The organism is Pasteurella sp. P03HT (assembly GCF_054052285.1).
Window position 1 is genome coordinate 112,816 of record NZ_JBSIUM010000001.1, and the last position, 15,217, is coordinate 128,032.

Annotated in this window: 16 protein-coding genes; 10 read left to right on the forward strand and 6 right to left on the reverse strand. The window is 40.0% G+C overall.

All coding sequences use genetic code 11. The annotated features are described in order from the left end of the window. Positions 1-8: 8 nt before the first annotated feature. Both frdC and frdD read left to right on the forward strand, forming a co-directional pair. Positions 9-407, forward strand: coding sequence for a fumarate reductase subunit FrdC (frdC, locus tag ACWIT3_RS00495; protein WP_457160898.1), 399 nt, complete (start codon positions 9-11; stop codon positions 405-407). Between the two features lie 12 nt (positions 408-419). Beyond that, complete coding sequence (frdD, locus tag ACWIT3_RS00500; RefSeq protein ID WP_457160899.1) at positions 420-770, forward strand: fumarate reductase subunit FrdD; 351 nt, start codon at positions 420-422, stop codon at positions 768-770. Positions 771-1,021: 251 nt separating this feature from the next. On the opposite strand, the gene lptG is transcribed toward frdD, so the two are convergent. Beyond that, entirely contained in the window at positions 1,022-2,089 is a 1,068-nt protein-coding gene (lptG, locus tag ACWIT3_RS00505; protein ID WP_457160900.1) for an LPS export ABC transporter permease LptG, read from the reverse strand. A gap of 9 nt (positions 2,090-2,098) precedes the next feature. Further along, positions 2,099-3,205, reverse strand: coding sequence for an LPS export ABC transporter permease LptF (lptF, locus tag ACWIT3_RS00510; protein WP_457160901.1), 1,107 nt, complete (start codon positions 3,203-3,205; stop codon positions 2,099-2,101). A 116-nt stretch (positions 3,206-3,321) separates the two neighbouring features. Here lptF and ACWIT3_RS00515 point away from each other — a divergent pair, with 116 nt between their 5' ends. Next, a complete protein-coding gene (locus ACWIT3_RS00515) occupies positions 3,322-4,806 on the forward strand; it encodes a leucyl aminopeptidase (protein ID WP_457160902.1) in 1,485 nt (494 codons plus the stop codon). Between the two features lie 117 nt (positions 4,807-4,923). Here the strand turns inward: ACWIT3_RS00515 and mtnN are convergent, their stop codons facing one another. The 4 genes from mtnN to dsbC all read right to left on the reverse strand — a co-directional run bounded on the left by mtnN (position 4,924) and on the right by dsbC (position 8,774). Continuing rightward, entirely contained in the window at positions 4,924-5,613 is a 690-nt protein-coding gene (gene mtnN / locus ACWIT3_RS00520; protein ID WP_457160903.1) for a 5'-methylthioadenosine/S-adenosylhomocysteine nucleosidase, read from the reverse strand. Further along, positions 5,613-6,284: a thiol:disulfide interchange protein DsbA/DsbL gene (locus tag ACWIT3_RS00525; RefSeq protein WP_457160904.1), complete on the reverse strand. Its 672-nt coding sequence runs from the start codon at positions 6,282-6,284 to the stop codon at positions 5,613-5,615. The genes mtnN and ACWIT3_RS00525 overlap by 1 nt, the downstream gene beginning before the upstream one ends. A gap of 2 nt (positions 6,285-6,286) precedes the next feature. Next, positions 6,287-8,011 (reverse strand): single-stranded-DNA-specific exonuclease RecJ, encoded by a 1,725-nt coding sequence (recJ, locus tag ACWIT3_RS00530; protein WP_457160905.1) that lies wholly within the window; start codon positions 8,009-8,011, stop codon positions 6,287-6,289. Between the two features lie 79 nt (positions 8,012-8,090). Further along, positions 8,091-8,774: a bifunctional protein-disulfide isomerase/oxidoreductase DsbC gene (dsbC, locus tag ACWIT3_RS00535; RefSeq protein ID WP_457160906.1), complete on the reverse strand. Its 684-nt coding sequence runs from the start codon at positions 8,772-8,774 to the stop codon at positions 8,091-8,093. Between the two features lie 168 nt (positions 8,775-8,942). Here dsbC and prfB point away from each other — a divergent pair. The 7 genes from prfB to ACWIT3_RS00570 all read left to right on the forward strand — a co-directional run bounded on the left by prfB (position 8,943) and on the right by ACWIT3_RS00570 (position 15,191). Continuing rightward, positions 8,943-10,041 (forward strand): peptide chain release factor 2 gene (gene prfB, locus ACWIT3_RS00540; RefSeq protein ID WP_457160907.1). Its coding sequence is split into 2 segments (ribosomal slippage): positions 8,943-9,017 and positions 9,019-10,041, totalling 1,098 coding nucleotides; the frame shifts between segments, so codons are not numbered across the junction. A gap of 57 nt (positions 10,042-10,098) precedes the next feature. Continuing rightward, positions 10,099-11,604: a lysine--tRNA ligase gene (lysS, locus tag ACWIT3_RS00545; RefSeq protein ID WP_457160908.1), complete on the forward strand. Its 1,506-nt coding sequence runs from the start codon at positions 10,099-10,101 to the stop codon at positions 11,602-11,604. A gap of 50 nt (positions 11,605-11,654) precedes the next feature. Then, complete coding sequence (locus ACWIT3_RS00550; protein ID WP_457160909.1) at positions 11,655-12,326, forward strand: acylneuraminate cytidylyltransferase family protein; 672 nt, start codon at positions 11,655-11,657, stop codon at positions 12,324-12,326. Positions 12,327-12,466: 140 nt separating this feature from the next. Further along, positions 12,467-13,141 carry a 7-cyano-7-deazaguanine synthase QueC gene (queC, locus tag ACWIT3_RS00555; protein ID WP_457160910.1) on the forward strand — a complete coding sequence of 225 codons (675 nt, stop codon included), beginning with the start codon at positions 12,467-12,469 and terminating at the stop codon, positions 13,139-13,141. A gap of 2 nt (positions 13,142-13,143) precedes the next feature. Beyond that, positions 13,144-13,569, forward strand: coding sequence for a 6-carboxytetrahydropterin synthase QueD (gene queD, locus ACWIT3_RS00560; RefSeq protein ID WP_457161187.1), 426 nt, complete (start codon positions 13,144-13,146; stop codon positions 13,567-13,569). Between the two features lie 5 nt (positions 13,570-13,574). Next, entirely contained in the window at positions 13,575-14,204 is a 630-nt protein-coding gene (locus ACWIT3_RS00565; protein ID WP_457160911.1) for a 7-carboxy-7-deazaguanine synthase QueE, read from the forward strand. A gap of 231 nt (positions 14,205-14,435) precedes the next feature. Beyond that, positions 14,436-15,191, forward strand: coding sequence for a Nif3-like dinuclear metal center hexameric protein (locus ACWIT3_RS00570; RefSeq protein ID WP_457160912.1), 756 nt, complete (start codon positions 14,436-14,438; stop codon positions 15,189-15,191). Positions 15,192-15,217 lie beyond the last annotated feature (26 nt).

Genomic DNA, 15,217 nt, shown 5'->3' on the forward strand with positions numbered 1-15,217 from the left:
AGTGTAAAATGACTGCAACAACCAGTAAACGCAAAAAATATGTGCGTGAAATTAAACCAACTTGGTGGAAAAAGTTAGATTTTTACAAACTTTATATTGCGCGTGAAGCCACGGCGATTCCAACACTTTGGTTCTGTTTAGTATTACTTTATGGTGTAATTAGTTTAGGAAATTTAGAAACCTTTGGTGACTTTATTTCTTTCTTAAAAAATCCAATTGTTATCATTCTGAACATTATCACACTTGGTGCAATGTTATTAAATACCGTCACTTATTATGTGATGACGCCAAAAGTATTAAATATCATTGTTAAAAATGAGCGTATCAATCCAAAACTGATCACTAGCGCATTATGGGCAGTAACAGGATTAGTCAGTCTCATCATTTTAGTGTTTATGTATGTATAAGTGAGGAAAAAGATGAAAGATACACCAAAACGTTCTAATGAACCTGTTGTATGGTTATTATTCGGTGCAGGTACAACGGTAAGCGCCATGTTCTATCCTGTACTCGTATTGATTCTTGGCTTCTTGCTACCATTTGGTTTAATCAATGCTGAAAACACAATTGAACTGATTACTTTTTTACACTCAGGTCTTGGGAAATTACTCTTACTGGTCTTATTGATCTTCCCGATGTGGGGAGCAATGCACCGTATTCACCACGGCATGCATGATTTCAAAATTCATATTCCAGCAAGCGGTGTCATTTTCTATGGTTTGTCTGTACTTTATACTGTATTAGTGTTCTTTGCGGTATTCAGCTTATAGTCTCAATCTAAATAAAAAGGCGGAAGATTATCCGCCTTTTCTTTTGCTTCACGAGTGCACATTCTCTACTTCATCTCATCTGTTTTCTGAGTATCCCTTTTGCCTATCTTATCGTAACCTCAAGAGTTGAGCTGTTCTTGAAATGAAACAAGTACAAGAATTTTATGAAAAGACATGAAGATAAACACATTGAAACATAACAAAAAAACGCACGGTACTCCGTACGTTTTTTGTTATGGATAGAAATGGATTTAGGTTCGTTTCCGACTTAATAACCACCATGTAATTAATAAAAACAAAATACTTGGCATTAACGCGCCAGCAAGTGGCGTGACATTGTAAACCAAACTCAGCGGTCCAAAAATCTCATTGACGACATAGAATAAGAATCCAAAACAAATCCCCGTCACAATTCTGGCACCCGCAGTCACACTGCGTAATGGTCCAAAAATAAACGAAAGCGCTAACATCATCATGACACCAACAGAAAGTGGTTGGAACAATTTACGCCAGTAAGTCAGCTCAAATTTTTTCGACTCTTGTCCTGTTTCTTTCAAAAAAGCAATGTAATGATATAACCCAGAAATCGAAAGTGATGTTGGTCTTAAAGAAGCAATCCCCAATTTATCTGGGGTTAAGCTGGTTTTCCATTCTGCATTTAAACGGTTAATTGTTTTAATTTCATCCTCATAAATTTCTGATTCATTAAGCTGAGTAAATATCCATTTTCCTTCTTTATATGCTGCTGAATTAGCATGCTTAACACGCTGCAATTGGCGATGCTCTCCAAAGCTATAAACATAGATGTCATTTAACTCAATGTCATCAGTAATCCGTTTAATATAAATAAAATCATTTCCATCTTTTGCCCAAATACCGTTTTTAACTGAAAGTAATGAGCCACCTGAAATGGCTTTTGAACGCATATCCCGAGCAAATTGTTCTGTTTGAGGAATCCCCCATTCACCGATCAACATCGTTAATATGACTAATGGCAACGCAGTTTTCATCACTGCAAAGCCGATTTTCAAACGAGAAAAGCCCGATGCTTGCATCACCACCAATTCACTACGACTTGCCAGATTCCCCAACGCAATTAATGCGCCTAGAAGTGCCGCCATTGGAAAAAACGTTTCAATGTCTTTTGGAATCGTTAAGACGGTATAAAAAATCGCTTGCCAAATATCGTAAGTGCCCTTTCCAACACTACGAAATTGCTCAACAAATTTAATGATGCCAGACAATCCAACTAACATAATTAATGTCGCGAAAATTGCCCCTAAAATGCTTTTACCAAGATAACGGTCTAACGTATTCATCCTCTTTGATTATCCTTTTGTGGCAATTGTTTTAGAAAACCAATAACGGAGTTTATACATCGATGCGCTACTCCAGCTATTGAGGAAAAGTCCAAGCAAGAAGAAGAGCACGTTCACTAGTGGCATGAGTAAACTTCCATCTAATTTGCCTGCTGCCCAAGCGGATTTTAAAGAACTCTGTAACAAGAAATAAATTAAATATAATAATAAAGCAGGGAGGACCTTAGCAAAACGCCCTTGTCGAGGATTAACACGACTCAAAGGCACCGCTAATAATGCCATTAATGGCACGGCAAGGATCAAACTCAAACGCCAATTTAACTCTGCTTTTGCCGCTGGTGTATTTGCATTAAGTAATGCGGATAGCGTTAATTCTTCAGCATCGCGTTGATCATGATTCGTATTTTGATAACCTAAATATGCCTGATACTCATCAAAATGTGTAATCCTAAAATCAGGAAAAGCACTACTCCCTTCAACACGCTGACTATTTTCTAATTTGAGAATTTGATCGCCATTCGGTAAGGCCTTCAATTCCCCTTGCTCCGCAACTAATACAGAAGGTTTTAAATTACCTTTTTCCCGAGTTTGAAAAACATAAACATCATGAATCGTATTGTTTTCAATCTTATCGATAAATAATACAAATTCATTATTATTGGTACTGATAAATTGTCCCGATGCTAATGCTCCCATGGTTGGATTAGCTTTCGCATCCTCAAGAATTTCACCTTGCTTCTGAATCGCCCAAGGAGTAAGCCAAAATACATTATATGCAGCTAACGAGGCGGTCAGAAAGGATAAAATCAGCACAACACGCACTAAAATACGTTGTCCTACCCCGCAAGCACGCATCACAGTAATCTCACTTTCTGCATATAAACGACCAAAAGTGAGCAAAATAGCAATAAATAAGCACAATGGCAGCATCAACTGTGCCATCGTTGGCATACCTAATCCAAGCAAAGACATCACTAAGTCAGCAGGTACCTTACCACTGGCTGCGGAACCTAAAACACGAACAAGCTGTTGACAAAAGAAAATCAGGAGTAGAATGAATAAGATTGCAATCTGGCTCTTAAACACTTCTTTAGTTAAATATCGGGTTAAAATCACATTATTGCCTATATTTTTCTTGCAATTTGTATAGAATGGTCTAATTTGGCTACTTTATTGCGCGTATAATAACTTATTTTTCAACCGAAAACAGTAAAAATCTTTGTGAGGATAACATGAAATATTATGCAAAATCGACCGCACTTTTAGATATAAAAAGCAACATTATTATTGGTCTATATGAGAATGGTGAGTTTTCTTCTCCTGCAAAAAAAATCGATGAAATTTCGCAAGGTTATTTAACAAATTTAATCCAATCAGGCGAAATTACGGGTAAAGTAGGCGAAGTGTTAGTGTTGCGTCATTTACCCAATTACTACGCAGAACGTGTATTTGTGGTAGGCGCAGGTAAAAAAGGCGAAATCAACGAAAAACAATTCAAACAAATCATTCAAGAGACAATTAAAGCCGTAAAATCCACCAAAGCACAAGAAGTTATCAGCTACCTTTCTGACATCGAAATCAAAAATCGTGACCTTTATTGGAATATCCGCTTCAGCGTTGAAACTATCGAAGCAAGTTTCTACCAATTTGAGCAATTCAAAAGCAAGAAAAAAGAACAAGACGTTGCATTGACTCAATTTGTCTTTAGCGTAGAAGGCGAAGCAGCACAACAAGCGATTGAACACGCAAGTGCGGTGGCTTTAGGCGTAAAATTTGCTAAAGATGTCGCAAACTGCCCACCAAATATTTGCAATCCAGTGTATTTAGCAGAACAAGCAAAAAGCTTAGCAACTCGCTCTGATTTAATCAAAACCACCGTGTTGGGTGAAAAAGAATTAACTGAATTAAAAATGAATGCGTATTTAGCGGTTTCACAAGGTTCTGTGAATGAAGCGCAACTTTCACTGATTGAATACCGCAATCACCCAAATCCAAACGCAAAACCAATCGTGTTAGTGGGTAAAGGATTAACCTTTGATGCGGGTGGTATTTCATTAAAACCCGCGGAAGCAATGGACGAAATGAAATACGATATGGGCGGTGCAGCGTCTGTTTACGGCGTAATGAATGCGATTGCTGAATTGAAACTGCCATTAAACGTGATCGGTGTATTAGCAGGTTGTGAAAACTTACCGGACGGCAACGCTTATCGCCCAGGTGATATTCTCACCACAATGAAAGGCTTAACTGTTGAAGTACTAAATACTGACGCAGAAGGGCGTTTAGTATTATGTGATACCTTAACTTATGTTGAGCGTTTTGATCCTGAATTAGTGATCGATGTAGCGACGTTAACAGGGGCTTGTGTAGTGGCATTAGGCGCACACAACAGCGGTTTAATTTCAACAGATGATGAGCTCGCAAAAGCTTTAGAACAAGCTGCAGCAGAAACCACAGACAAAGCGTGGCGTTTACCACTAGGTGAAGAATATCAAGAGCAATTAAAATCTAACTTTGCTGATCTTGCGAACATCGGTGGCCGTTGGGGCGGTGCAATCACTGCAGGCGCATTCTTGTCTAACTTTACAGACAAATACCGTTGGGCACACTTAGATATCGCAGGAACAGCGTGGTTACAAGGTGCAAATAAAGGTGCAACAGGTCGTCCAGTGCCATTGCTAGTGCAATTCTTAATTAACCAAGCGAAAAACGCTTAATCTCAAATAAAGATCAAGCCACTGTCTTCGATTAAAAACGGTGGCTTACTAAATAAAAAAGTGCGGTAAAAATTTTCAACATTTCGACCGCACTTTTTGTTTAAATAGAATAGCTGATTACAGCTTATCTAACATGCCTAATACCATTTGCGAAGACTGTTTTGCAGCAAGTGGTAAAAACTCTTCAAATGACATACTTGCTTCGCCGTCGCCAGCATCAGAAATCGCACGCACGACAACAAACGGTACATTAAACACGTGACAAACTTGTGCAATCGCAGTGGCTTCCATTTCGACCGCCATTACTGTGGGGAAATCGGCTTTAATTTTTGCTAACGCATCGCCACCATGAATAAAGCTATCACCTGAACAAATTAAACCACGTTTTACATTATGACCTTGCGCTTGTGCAATTTGCTCCGCTAAGTCTGATAATTTCTCGTCAGAAATGAACGCTGGTGGGCAAGCGGGGAGTTGACCTTTTGCATAACCAAATGCAGTCACGTCAGCATCGTGATAAATTGTCTCACTGGAAATCACAATATCGCCCACTTTCAAGCCTTGTGCCACGCCACCAGCGGATCCTGTATTGATCACCACATCAGGTTTAGCCTGTTGTAATAAAACAGTGGTGCCAACCGCTGCAGCAACTTTGCCGATACCAGATTGCAATAACGCCACCGATTTACCTTGAATAGTCCCTTCATAGATAGTGCAGCTTGCCACTTGTGTCACCACTTTGTTTTCCATTAAATTGGCTAAAATTTCCACCTCTTGTGCCATCGCACCGACAATACCAATTTTCATTATTGTTGTTTTTCCTTTATTAATTTATGCACTAAAAAATCTAACACAGCAAAGCTGTAATCATCATTATATAACGTGCTTGCTGTCAACACATAGCGACCGTCAATCACCACATAAGGATAAGTAAATACGCCGTATTCTTCGGTCCGTTTTTCTGCTACTTCAACATGATTTGCTACATTTGCCGAGTAAAACGCCTTCGTAAAATCATCTGTATTGACTCCTTGAGCCTCTAACCATGTTCGCAACGTATTAAAACGAGAGAGCTGTAAAAAACGTTGTTTCTCTGCTGTTTCAAAGAGAAGCAACGCAGATAACTCTTCGGCATTTATCATCTTGAGCGCATAAAAAACCGAGGCGGAATAATGCGCTTTATCTGTCGCAATAGGATGCTCCACTAATGTGACTTTATCAAAGTTAATCTGAGAATACAGTTCTAAAATATCTAAAGCCGACGAGCAAACACGGCAGTCATAATCAAAAAAGAATTGAATTAAGATGGGTTCATGAGAAGTGGCACGATAAATGGGTTCTTGATAAGCAAAATAATCTCGCCCTTCAATAAATCCTTGTTGTTCTACATGGGGGGCATGGTTCACTGGCGCAGTCTGATTTGCGAATGTTATCTGAGTAAAATGGATTAATACGACAAAAAAACAAATACGCCACATTTTTATTCATGACTCACTGGTACAATATAGTCGACGAGTAATTGGACATTGCGTTGACCTCTGAACTCATTTATATCTAATTTGTATGCAAATTTTGCTGATCGCATAGACAAGTCAGGATAATAACGAGTATCAACATTAAAGGCAATGGCATCTAGTAATGGTCCGCCTTGTTGAGGTTCCACTAACATTTTTAAATGTTTTTCTCCGACTATACGCTGCTGTAAAATCTTAAATTCACCATCAAACAGCGGTTCTGGAAAAGCCTGTCCCCAAGGTCCTGCTTGTTTTAGGGTTTCCGCTATGTCGAGCGTAAGCTGCGGTGTGGCTAATTCACCGTCTGTCCAAATGATATCTTGTAATGCTTCATCCCCCAGCCATTCTGTGACGACCCGATTGAATTCCATTTGAAATGCATCAAAATATTCTTCACGAATCGTTAATCCTGCTGCCATAGCATGTCCACCGAATTTTAAAATAATCTCAGGACACTGACTATAAATACGTTCCAAGACATCACGCAAATGTAAGCCCTCAACAGAACGAGCCGATCCTTTCAACATCCCTGCTTGTTCACGAGTAAAAGCCACTACAGGACGATGAAACTGATCTTTAATTCTAGAGGCTAAAATACCAAGTACCCCTTGATGCCAATCCGCTTGGTATAACACGATCCCCTGCGGCAAGCGCTGTTGAAGTGCGGTCAAATGACGACAAATTTCCAGCGCTTCAAGTTTCATGCCTTGTTCAATCTCTTTTCGAGTTTGATTCAGACTATCGAGTTCATGCGCCAATGCCCGAGCAGTAGCCATATCTTCTGCTAATAACAGCTCAACGCCAACTGACATATTGTCTAAGCGTCCAGCCGCATTCAAACGAGGCGCAATTGAAAACCCTAAATCTGATGCAGCAAATTGACTGATGTCTCGGTTAGCGACTTCCGCTAATGCACGAATTCCACAACGACAACGTTGTGCTCGGATACGCGCTAATCCTTGATAAGCAAGAATACGATTATTTTGATCTAACGGTACCACATCAGCAATCGTTCCTAACGCGACTAAATCCAACAGTTCGCTAAAGTTGGGTTGCGTTTTTTGATCAAAAACCCCTAACTCTCGTAATTTGGTCCGCAGCGCTAACATCACATAAAACGCAACACCGACACCAGCAAGTGATTTTGAAGGAAAGGCACAACTCGCTAAATTTGGATTCACGATCGCATCAGCTTGCGGCAAAATCGCTGGTGGTAAGTGATGATCCGTGATTAACACTTTTACCCCATGTTGTTGTAAAAATGCGACGCCTTCAACGGAAGAAACGCCATTATCAACTGTGATTAATAAATCGACTTGTTGTGCTAAAGCCTGCTCTGCTACAGCGACACTCAAGCCGTAACCTTGTTCAAAGCGATTTGGTACTAAAAAAGCGATATTGCTGAACCCCAGTTGGCGAAGCGCAAGCACTGTCAAGGCGGTACTGGTCGCACCATCAGCATCAAAATCTCCGACAATAACAATTTTCTGTTGCAGTTGGTAAGCATCAACTAATAATGCGACTGCCTTTTCGATCCCTTGGAGTAACTGTGGATGCAATAATGAGGTCAATGTGCGGTCTAATTGCTGAGAATTTTGGATATGACGCGCACGATAAAGGCGGTCCAAAAGTGGATCGGAGCAAATTGCTTCACCTTGTGGTACAACGCGACGTTGAATTAACTTATTCACAAAACAATCCTACAAAATGATGAAGAGAACGTGATAAGGACGCGAAAGAGCGTCCTTATCATAGGGCATCGTGAGGCAATTAACGTGTTAATTCAGCAAGTAACGCTTTAGGCTCTAGATATCCCCCAATCACTTCGCCAGTTGATGTCACAATCGTTGGGGTCCCATTTACACCAAATTGCACACCTAGCTGATAATGTTTTTTCACAATATCAGGCGCTTTGAGTGTTGCAGGGAAACGCCCTTTTTCTGCTTCGTTTAACGCAAATTGTGGGTCTTCTGCAGTAAAAATGGCTTCCATTTGACGCGCCACTTGTGAGTGCATGCCGCCACGAGGAAACGCCAAGTAACGTACGGTAATCCCTAACTCATTGTAGCCTTTAATCTGCTCATGTAAGACTTTACAGTAATGGCAACTGGTATCCATAAATACAGTAACCACATGTTTTTCTGCTTTAGCAGGATAGACAATCATTTCTTTCTCAAATTTGCTCAGTTTTTCTAATAAAATGTTTGCAGAAACATCAGTTAACCCTTTTTCACTGAGCTCATATAATTTGCCATCTAGCACATAATTTGCATCATCCGTGATATAAAAAATACCTTGTTCAGTAATGACCGTTTTAAGTCCTTTTACAGGAGAAGGTTTAATATCCACTTCTTTTACTCCCAGATGACTAAAGCGCTTCAAAATCGCATCATTTGATGCAAAGACTTGAGCCGACAATGTGAAAGCCAAAAGTGCGGTCAACAATTTTTTCATTTTTATTCCTATTAATAATGTCGAGAACCAGAAAAGATAAACAGCAAGATTATAAAGAGATTCCATATTTGTGCAAGCAAAGAGTCTAAAAATTGCCTACCATAATGCCCCAAAATGACGTATAATTTCTGTTTAATTTTCACGATAAAAAAACCTAAAAATTGCAGTATGTTTGAAATTAATCCAATTAAAAATAAAATTTCTGATCTCGCCGAACGCGCTCAGGTGCTCAGGGGGTATCTTTGACTTCGATACTAAAGTAGAACGCTTAGAAGAAGTCAATGCGGAATTAGAACAACCTGATGTCTGGAATGAGCCAGAAAAAGCACAAGCATTAGGTAAAGAACGTGTTACCTTAGAAGCCGTTGTCGATACGATCAAAGCACTCGATCAAGGCTTAGAAGATGTCGAAGGCTTGCTTGAACTCGCAATTGAGGCAGAAGACGAAGAGACCTTTAACGAAGCCGTTAGCGAACTGGACGAATTAGAAGAAAAGCTAGCTAAATTAGAATTCCGCCGTATGTTTAGTGGACAACACGATGCGGCAGACTGCTATGTGGATCTACAAGCGGGCTCAGGAGGGACCGAAGCGCAAGACTGGACCGAAATGTTACTCCGTATGTACTTGCGTTGGGCGGAAAGCAAAGGCTTTAAAACTGAATTAATGGAAGTCTCTGACGGTGATGTCGCGGGCATTAAATCGGCAACAATTAAAGTCTCTGGCGAATATGCATTTGGTTGGTTGCGTACTGAAACAGGTATCCATCGTTTAGTGCGTAAAAGTCCATTTGACTCAAACAACCGTCGCCACACCTCGTTCAGTGCGGCTTTCGTTTATCCAGAAATTGATGATGATATTGATATTGAAATCAACCCAGCTGATTTACGTATTGACGTCTATCGTGCATCGGGTGCGGGTGGTCAGCACGTCAATAAAACAGAAAGTGCGGTGCGTATTACCCATATGCCAAGCGGTATCGTAGTTCAATGTCAGAATGATCGCTCTCAACACAAAAACAAAGATCAATGTATGAAACAGTTGAAAGCGAAGTTATATGAAATGGAATTGCAAAAGAAAAATGCCGACAAACAGGCGCTGGAAGACAGTAAATCCGATATCGGCTGGGGCAGCCAAATTCGTTCATATGTATTAGATGATTCTCGTATTAAAGATTTACGTACAGGTGTTGAAAATCGTAATACACAAGCAGTGTTAGATGGTGATTTAGATCGCTTTATCGAAGCCAGCTTAAAAGCAGGATTATAAAAATCCGGATAATATTCGTTATCCCACAAAATCTTAAAAATAAACTAGGTAATAAACATGTCAGAACAAACTCAAGAACTTGATCTTAATGGCGAAATGTTAGTTCGTCGTGAAAAATTAGCAGCATTACGTGCAAAAGGTAACCCATTTCCAAACACTTTCCGTCGTGATGCATTAGCTGCAGATTTACATACACAATACGATGCAATTGAAGGCGAAACATTAAAAGCACAAGAAGTTGAAGTGAAAGTCGCAGGTCGTATTATGACGCGTCGTGCAATGGGTAAAGCGACGTTTATCACATTACAAGATATGTCTGGTCGAATCCAACTTTACGTTGCGCGTGATAACTTACCAGAAGGCGTTTACGCAGAAGATGTGGGGACTTGGGATTTAGGTGATATCGTTGGTGTGAAAGGGACGTTATTTAAAACCAAAACGAACGAATTAACCGTACGTTGTACTGAAGTGGAATTATTAACCAAAGCACTTCGTCCATTACCAGATAAATTCCACGGTTTAAGCGACCAAGAAACGCGTTACCGTCAACGCTATTTAGATTTAATTTCGAATGAAGAATCACGCCGCACTTTCATTATTCGTTCAAAAGTGATTGCTGGTATTCGTGATTACTTTATTTCTAAAGGCTTTATGGAAGTGGAAACCCCAATGTTGCAAGTGATTCCAGGTGGGGCTTCTGCACGTCCATTTATCACTCACCACAACGCATTGGATGTGGATATGTACTTACGTATCGCACCAGAGCTTTACTTAAAACGTTTAGTCGTCGGTGGTTTTGAGCGTGTATTTGAATTAAACCGTAACTTCCGTAACGAAGGCGTCTCTGTTCGTCACAACCCAGAGTTCACCATGCTTGAATACTACCAAGCCTATGCCGACTACCACGACTTAATGGATAACACGGAAGAATTATTACGTAAACTGGCTATTGATATTTTAGGTACAACAATCGTGCCTTACGGTGAATATGAGTTTGACTTCGGTAAACCATTTGAGCGTATCACAATGCACGATGCAATCTTAAAATACGGTGCTGACAAAGGTATCGTGAAAGAAGATTTATACGACTTTGATCGTGCCGTTGCAGTAGCGAAAAAATTAGGTATCGAAGTACAAAAATCTTGGGGCTTAGGCAGCCTTGTGAACGTGATTTTTGAAGAAGTGGCTGAACATCACTTAATTCAGCCAACGTTCTTAATGGCACACCCTGCTGAAATTTCACCATTAGCACGTCGTAATGATGAAAACCCAGAAGTGACCGATCGTTTCGAATTATTTATCGGTGGTCGTGAAATTGGTAACGGTTTCTCTGAATTGAACGACGCAGAAGACCAAAATGAACGTTTTGATGCACAAGTCGCAGCGAAAGAAGCGGGCGATGATGAAGCGATGTTCAAAGATGAAGATTTTGTTACCGCACTTGAACACGGTTTACCACCAACGGCGGGGGAAGGTTTAGGAATTGACCGCTTAGCCATGTTATTTGCAAATGCAGCATCAATTCGCGATGTCATCCTCTTCCCTGCGATGAAACAAAAATAATATAATCAACTAAAAGGGCTAATCAGCCCTTTTTTCAATAGGAAACGCTTATGAAAAATATCGCTATTATTCCAGCTCGCGCTGGCTCAAAAGGAATTCCTGATAAAAATCTTCAATCTGTCGGAGGACATTCTCTGATTGGGCGTGCGATTTTAGCCGCTAAACAAGCAGACGTATTTGATCAAATTATTGTGACCTCAGATGGCGATAGCATTTTGCGAGAAGCAGAAAAATATGGCGCAACGGCGATTAAACGCCCAGCGGAATTGGCTCAAGATAACTCAAGAACAATTGATGCCATTTTACATGCACTTGAAACGCTGAATATCACTGAAGGCACTTGTACATTACTACAACCAACTAGCCCTTTGCGTGATCATTTAGATATCAAAAATGCGATGGATATGTTTGTGAATGGTCACGTCAATTCTGTAGTGTCTGCCTGTGAATGTGAGCATCATCCATACAAAGCGTTTTCTCTAGGAAAAGATCACGAAGTGTTACCTGTTCGTGAAATTGCAGACTTTGAAGCAGCTCGTCAAACCTTGCCAAAAATGTATCGTGCGAATGGTGCCATTTACATTAACGACATTGCACAGCTACTCAAAGAAAAATATTTCTTTATTCCTCCACTCAAATTCTACTTAATGCCAACTTACCGCTCAGTCGATATTGATGTGAAACAGGATTTAGAACTCGCGGAAATTTTAGCAAATAAATAACCGCACGTTGTCGTTAGTGGGCATTGTAACTGCTCAGTGCAGTGGCAATCCCGCTTTTTTATTTTTAAGTGGTTCGTAAACCTCCCACTTGAACAATGGATGTTACAAATCCTTGTTCGAAACAAAACTAGGAAAACACAATGAATATCACAAACCCAAACGGCAATCGCAAAGCGGTTGTTATTTTTTCGGGTGGACAAGATTCCACCACCTGTCTGATTCAAGCCATTCAAGAATATGGCGTTGAGAATGTTGAAGCGGTTACCTTTCAATATGGTCAACGCCATGCCATTGAACTGGAAAAAGCCCAATGGATTGCAAAAGATCTTGGGGTTAAACAAACCTTAATTGATACTTCCGTTATCAAAGCCATTACGCAAAATGCGCTAATGGACGAAAACGCAACGATTGAACAACAAGGCAGCACGCCAAATACCTTTGTTGATGGTCGCAATGCGCTATTCCTACTCTACGCTGCCATTTATGCCAAAGGTCAGGGGATCACTGACATTATTACAGGCGTATGCGAAACGGATTTCAGCGGTTATCCTGATTGTCGCGATGTGTTTATTAAATCAATGAATGTGACTTTAAATCTGGCAATGGATTATTCCTTCAATATCAAAACACCATTGATGTATCTCACCAAAGCACAAACTTGGCAATTCGCTGATGAGCTTGGCGCATTGGATTATATTCGCCAACACACGCACACCTGCTATATGGGCGTTGAGCAAGGTTGTGGCGAATGCCCAAGCTGTGTATTACGTGAAAATGGTTTAACAGAATATTTAGCAACAAAAAGAGTGGTCTAATGATGTTTAAAATTGCAAAAGAATTTCGTTTTGATATGGCACATATGCTGGATGGGCACGATGGTAAGTGCAAAAACTTACACGGTCACACTTACAAGTTACAAGTTGAACTTTGTGGTGAGTTACATCAATCTGGTCCGAAGAAAGGAATGGTCATCGACTTTTCTGATTTAAAAGCGATTGTGAAAAAACGCATTTTAGATCCCATGGATCACGCGTTTATTTACGATTGTACAAGTGAAAAAGAATCCAAAGTGGCGAATTTATTACAATCTTTGGACTCAAAAACCTTCTCTCTCTCAACTCGTACTACCGCAGAAGAAATGGCACGCTTTATTTTCAACTGTTTGAAATACGAAGAGCATTTGCCCGTATCTGCAATTCGTTTATGGGAAACGCCAACCTCATTTTGTGAATATGAGGAATAAGTGCGGTGCAAATTCGAGAAATTTTTGAACCTGAATATAACATTGTTGAAATTTTCGAAAGCCTGCAAGGCGAAGGGTTTAACACGGGTATGCCGAGCATTTTTGTGCGTTTTGGTAAATGCAACTTGGCTTGTCCTTGGTGCGATACCCATTACAATCAATACACTACGTGGTCGTTCAGCCAAATTCTACAAAAAGTGCAGTCGTTTTCAGCTAAGAATATTATTATCACTGGTGGTGAACCGACCATTGTGCCAAAGATAGAATATTTGCTAGATGCCCTCAAAGCAGAAGGTTATTTTTTAGCGATTGAAACCAATGGGTTAAAAACGATCCCGAGTCAAATTGATTATATTGCGACCAGCCCAAAACGCTTGTATCAACATAAATACCAGCAAAAATGTATTCCCTTTGCTCACGAGGTTCGTATTGTAGCAGATCAAGATGTGTTCAGCTTTTGTGAGCAAATTGAGCAACAGATACACGCAGATCATTACTATCTGTCCCCTTGTGAAATCGACGGCAGAATGAATTTACTGGAAACGATCACGCAACTTGGTCAATTAAATCAACGAGTTAATAAACCAAAATGGCAACTCAGTCTACAAACCCACAAATTAATTGGTATTGAATAAAGGTGATATCTTCACCTTTTTTTCATTTTTACACATATTTCACTTGATCATTATATAATAAAATATATAATGAAGCTGTTTTTAACTGAAGTAGTAAAAACTCGGCTAATGTGAACCCTCCCCCATAGTCTTGAAAAAGATTTTCACATTAGCCATTTTTTTCTTCTTATTCCTACACAAATCCTTTACCATTGCCTGTATATCTCATCAAACACTACTTAAATACAGACTATGAATCATCTTGAACTTGAACACATTTTAAATCAAAAACTCAACGCAACCAGCATTTCAGATTACGCCCCAAATGGTTTGCAAGTAGAAGGCAAAGCTGAAATCAAAAAAATCATCACAGGTGTGACAGCGAGCCAAGCATTAATTGACTATGCAGTAAGCCAACATGCTGATGCGCTTTTAGTGCATCACGGTTATTTTTGGAAAAGTGAAAATCCTTGTATTCGTGGCATGAAAGGAAAACGCATTAAAACCCTATTAGTCAATGACATCAATTTATACGGCTATCATTTACCTTTAGATGTGCATGCCGAGCTAGGCAATAACGCACGCCTTGCACAGTTATTAGACATTGAAAATTTACAGCCATTAGAGTCAGGTTCCGTCAGCATTCCCGTCTATGGTACATTAAAAACCCCATTAACCAGCGACGCATTGGCTGCACGCATTGAACACGTTCTCAACCGCAAACCATTAGTTTGTAGCGAAAATGCACCGCACTTAATCCGTACTGTAGGCATATGTACTGGTGGAGGACAGGGGTATATTGATTTAGCCGCAAATCAAGGCGTAGATGCCTTTATTACGGGCGAAGTGTCTGAGCAAACCATTCATTCTGCACGTGAACAAGGGATTCATTTCTTTGCTGCGGGTCACCACGCCACAGAACGTTATGGCATAAAAGCATTAGGTGAATGGTTAAGCCGAGAATATGGTCTTGATGTTGAATTTAAAGATATTGATAATCCTGCTTAAATAAGGTCCGCTTTGTATTTAGTCAC

Bases quoted from the DNA above. Each gene is read 5' to 3' on its own strand.
- frdC (WP_457160898.1), top strand. From the start codon at position 9: ATGACTGCAACAACCAGTAAACGCAAAAAATATGTGCGTGAAATTAAA.
- frdD (WP_457160899.1), top strand. From the start codon at position 420: ATGAAAGATACACCAAAACGTTCTAATGAACCTGTTGTATGGTTATTA.
- lptG (WP_457160900.1), bottom strand. From the start codon at position 2,089: ATGAATACGTTAGACCGTTATCTTGGTAAAAGCATTTTAGGGGCAATT.
- ACWIT3_RS00515 (WP_457160902.1), top strand. From the start codon at position 3,322: ATGAAATATTATGCAAAATCGACCGCACTTTTAGATATAAAAAGCAAC.
- mtnN (WP_457160903.1), bottom strand. From the start codon at position 5,613: ATGAAAATTGGTATTGTCGGTGCGATGGCACAAGAGGTGGAAATTTTA.
- ACWIT3_RS00525 (WP_457160904.1), bottom strand. From the start codon at position 6,284: ATGTGGCGTATTTGTTTTTTTGTCGTATTAATCCATTTTACTCAGATA.
- dsbC (WP_457160906.1), bottom strand. From the start codon at position 8,774: ATGAAAAAATTGTTGACCGCACTTTTGGCTTTCACATTGTCGGCTCAA.
- lysS (WP_457160908.1), top strand. From the start codon at position 10,099: ATGTCAGAACAAACTCAAGAACTTGATCTTAATGGCGAAATGTTAGTT.
- ACWIT3_RS00550 (WP_457160909.1), top strand. From the start codon at position 11,655: ATGAAAAATATCGCTATTATTCCAGCTCGCGCTGGCTCAAAAGGAATT.
- queC (WP_457160910.1), top strand. From the start codon at position 12,467: ATGAATATCACAAACCCAAACGGCAATCGCAAAGCGGTTGTTATTTTT.
- queD (WP_457161187.1), top strand. From the start codon at position 13,144: ATGTTTAAAATTGCAAAAGAATTTCGTTTTGATATGGCACATATGCTG.
- ACWIT3_RS00570 (WP_457160912.1), top strand. From the start codon at position 14,436: ATGAATCATCTTGAACTTGAACACATTTTAAATCAAAAACTCAACGCA.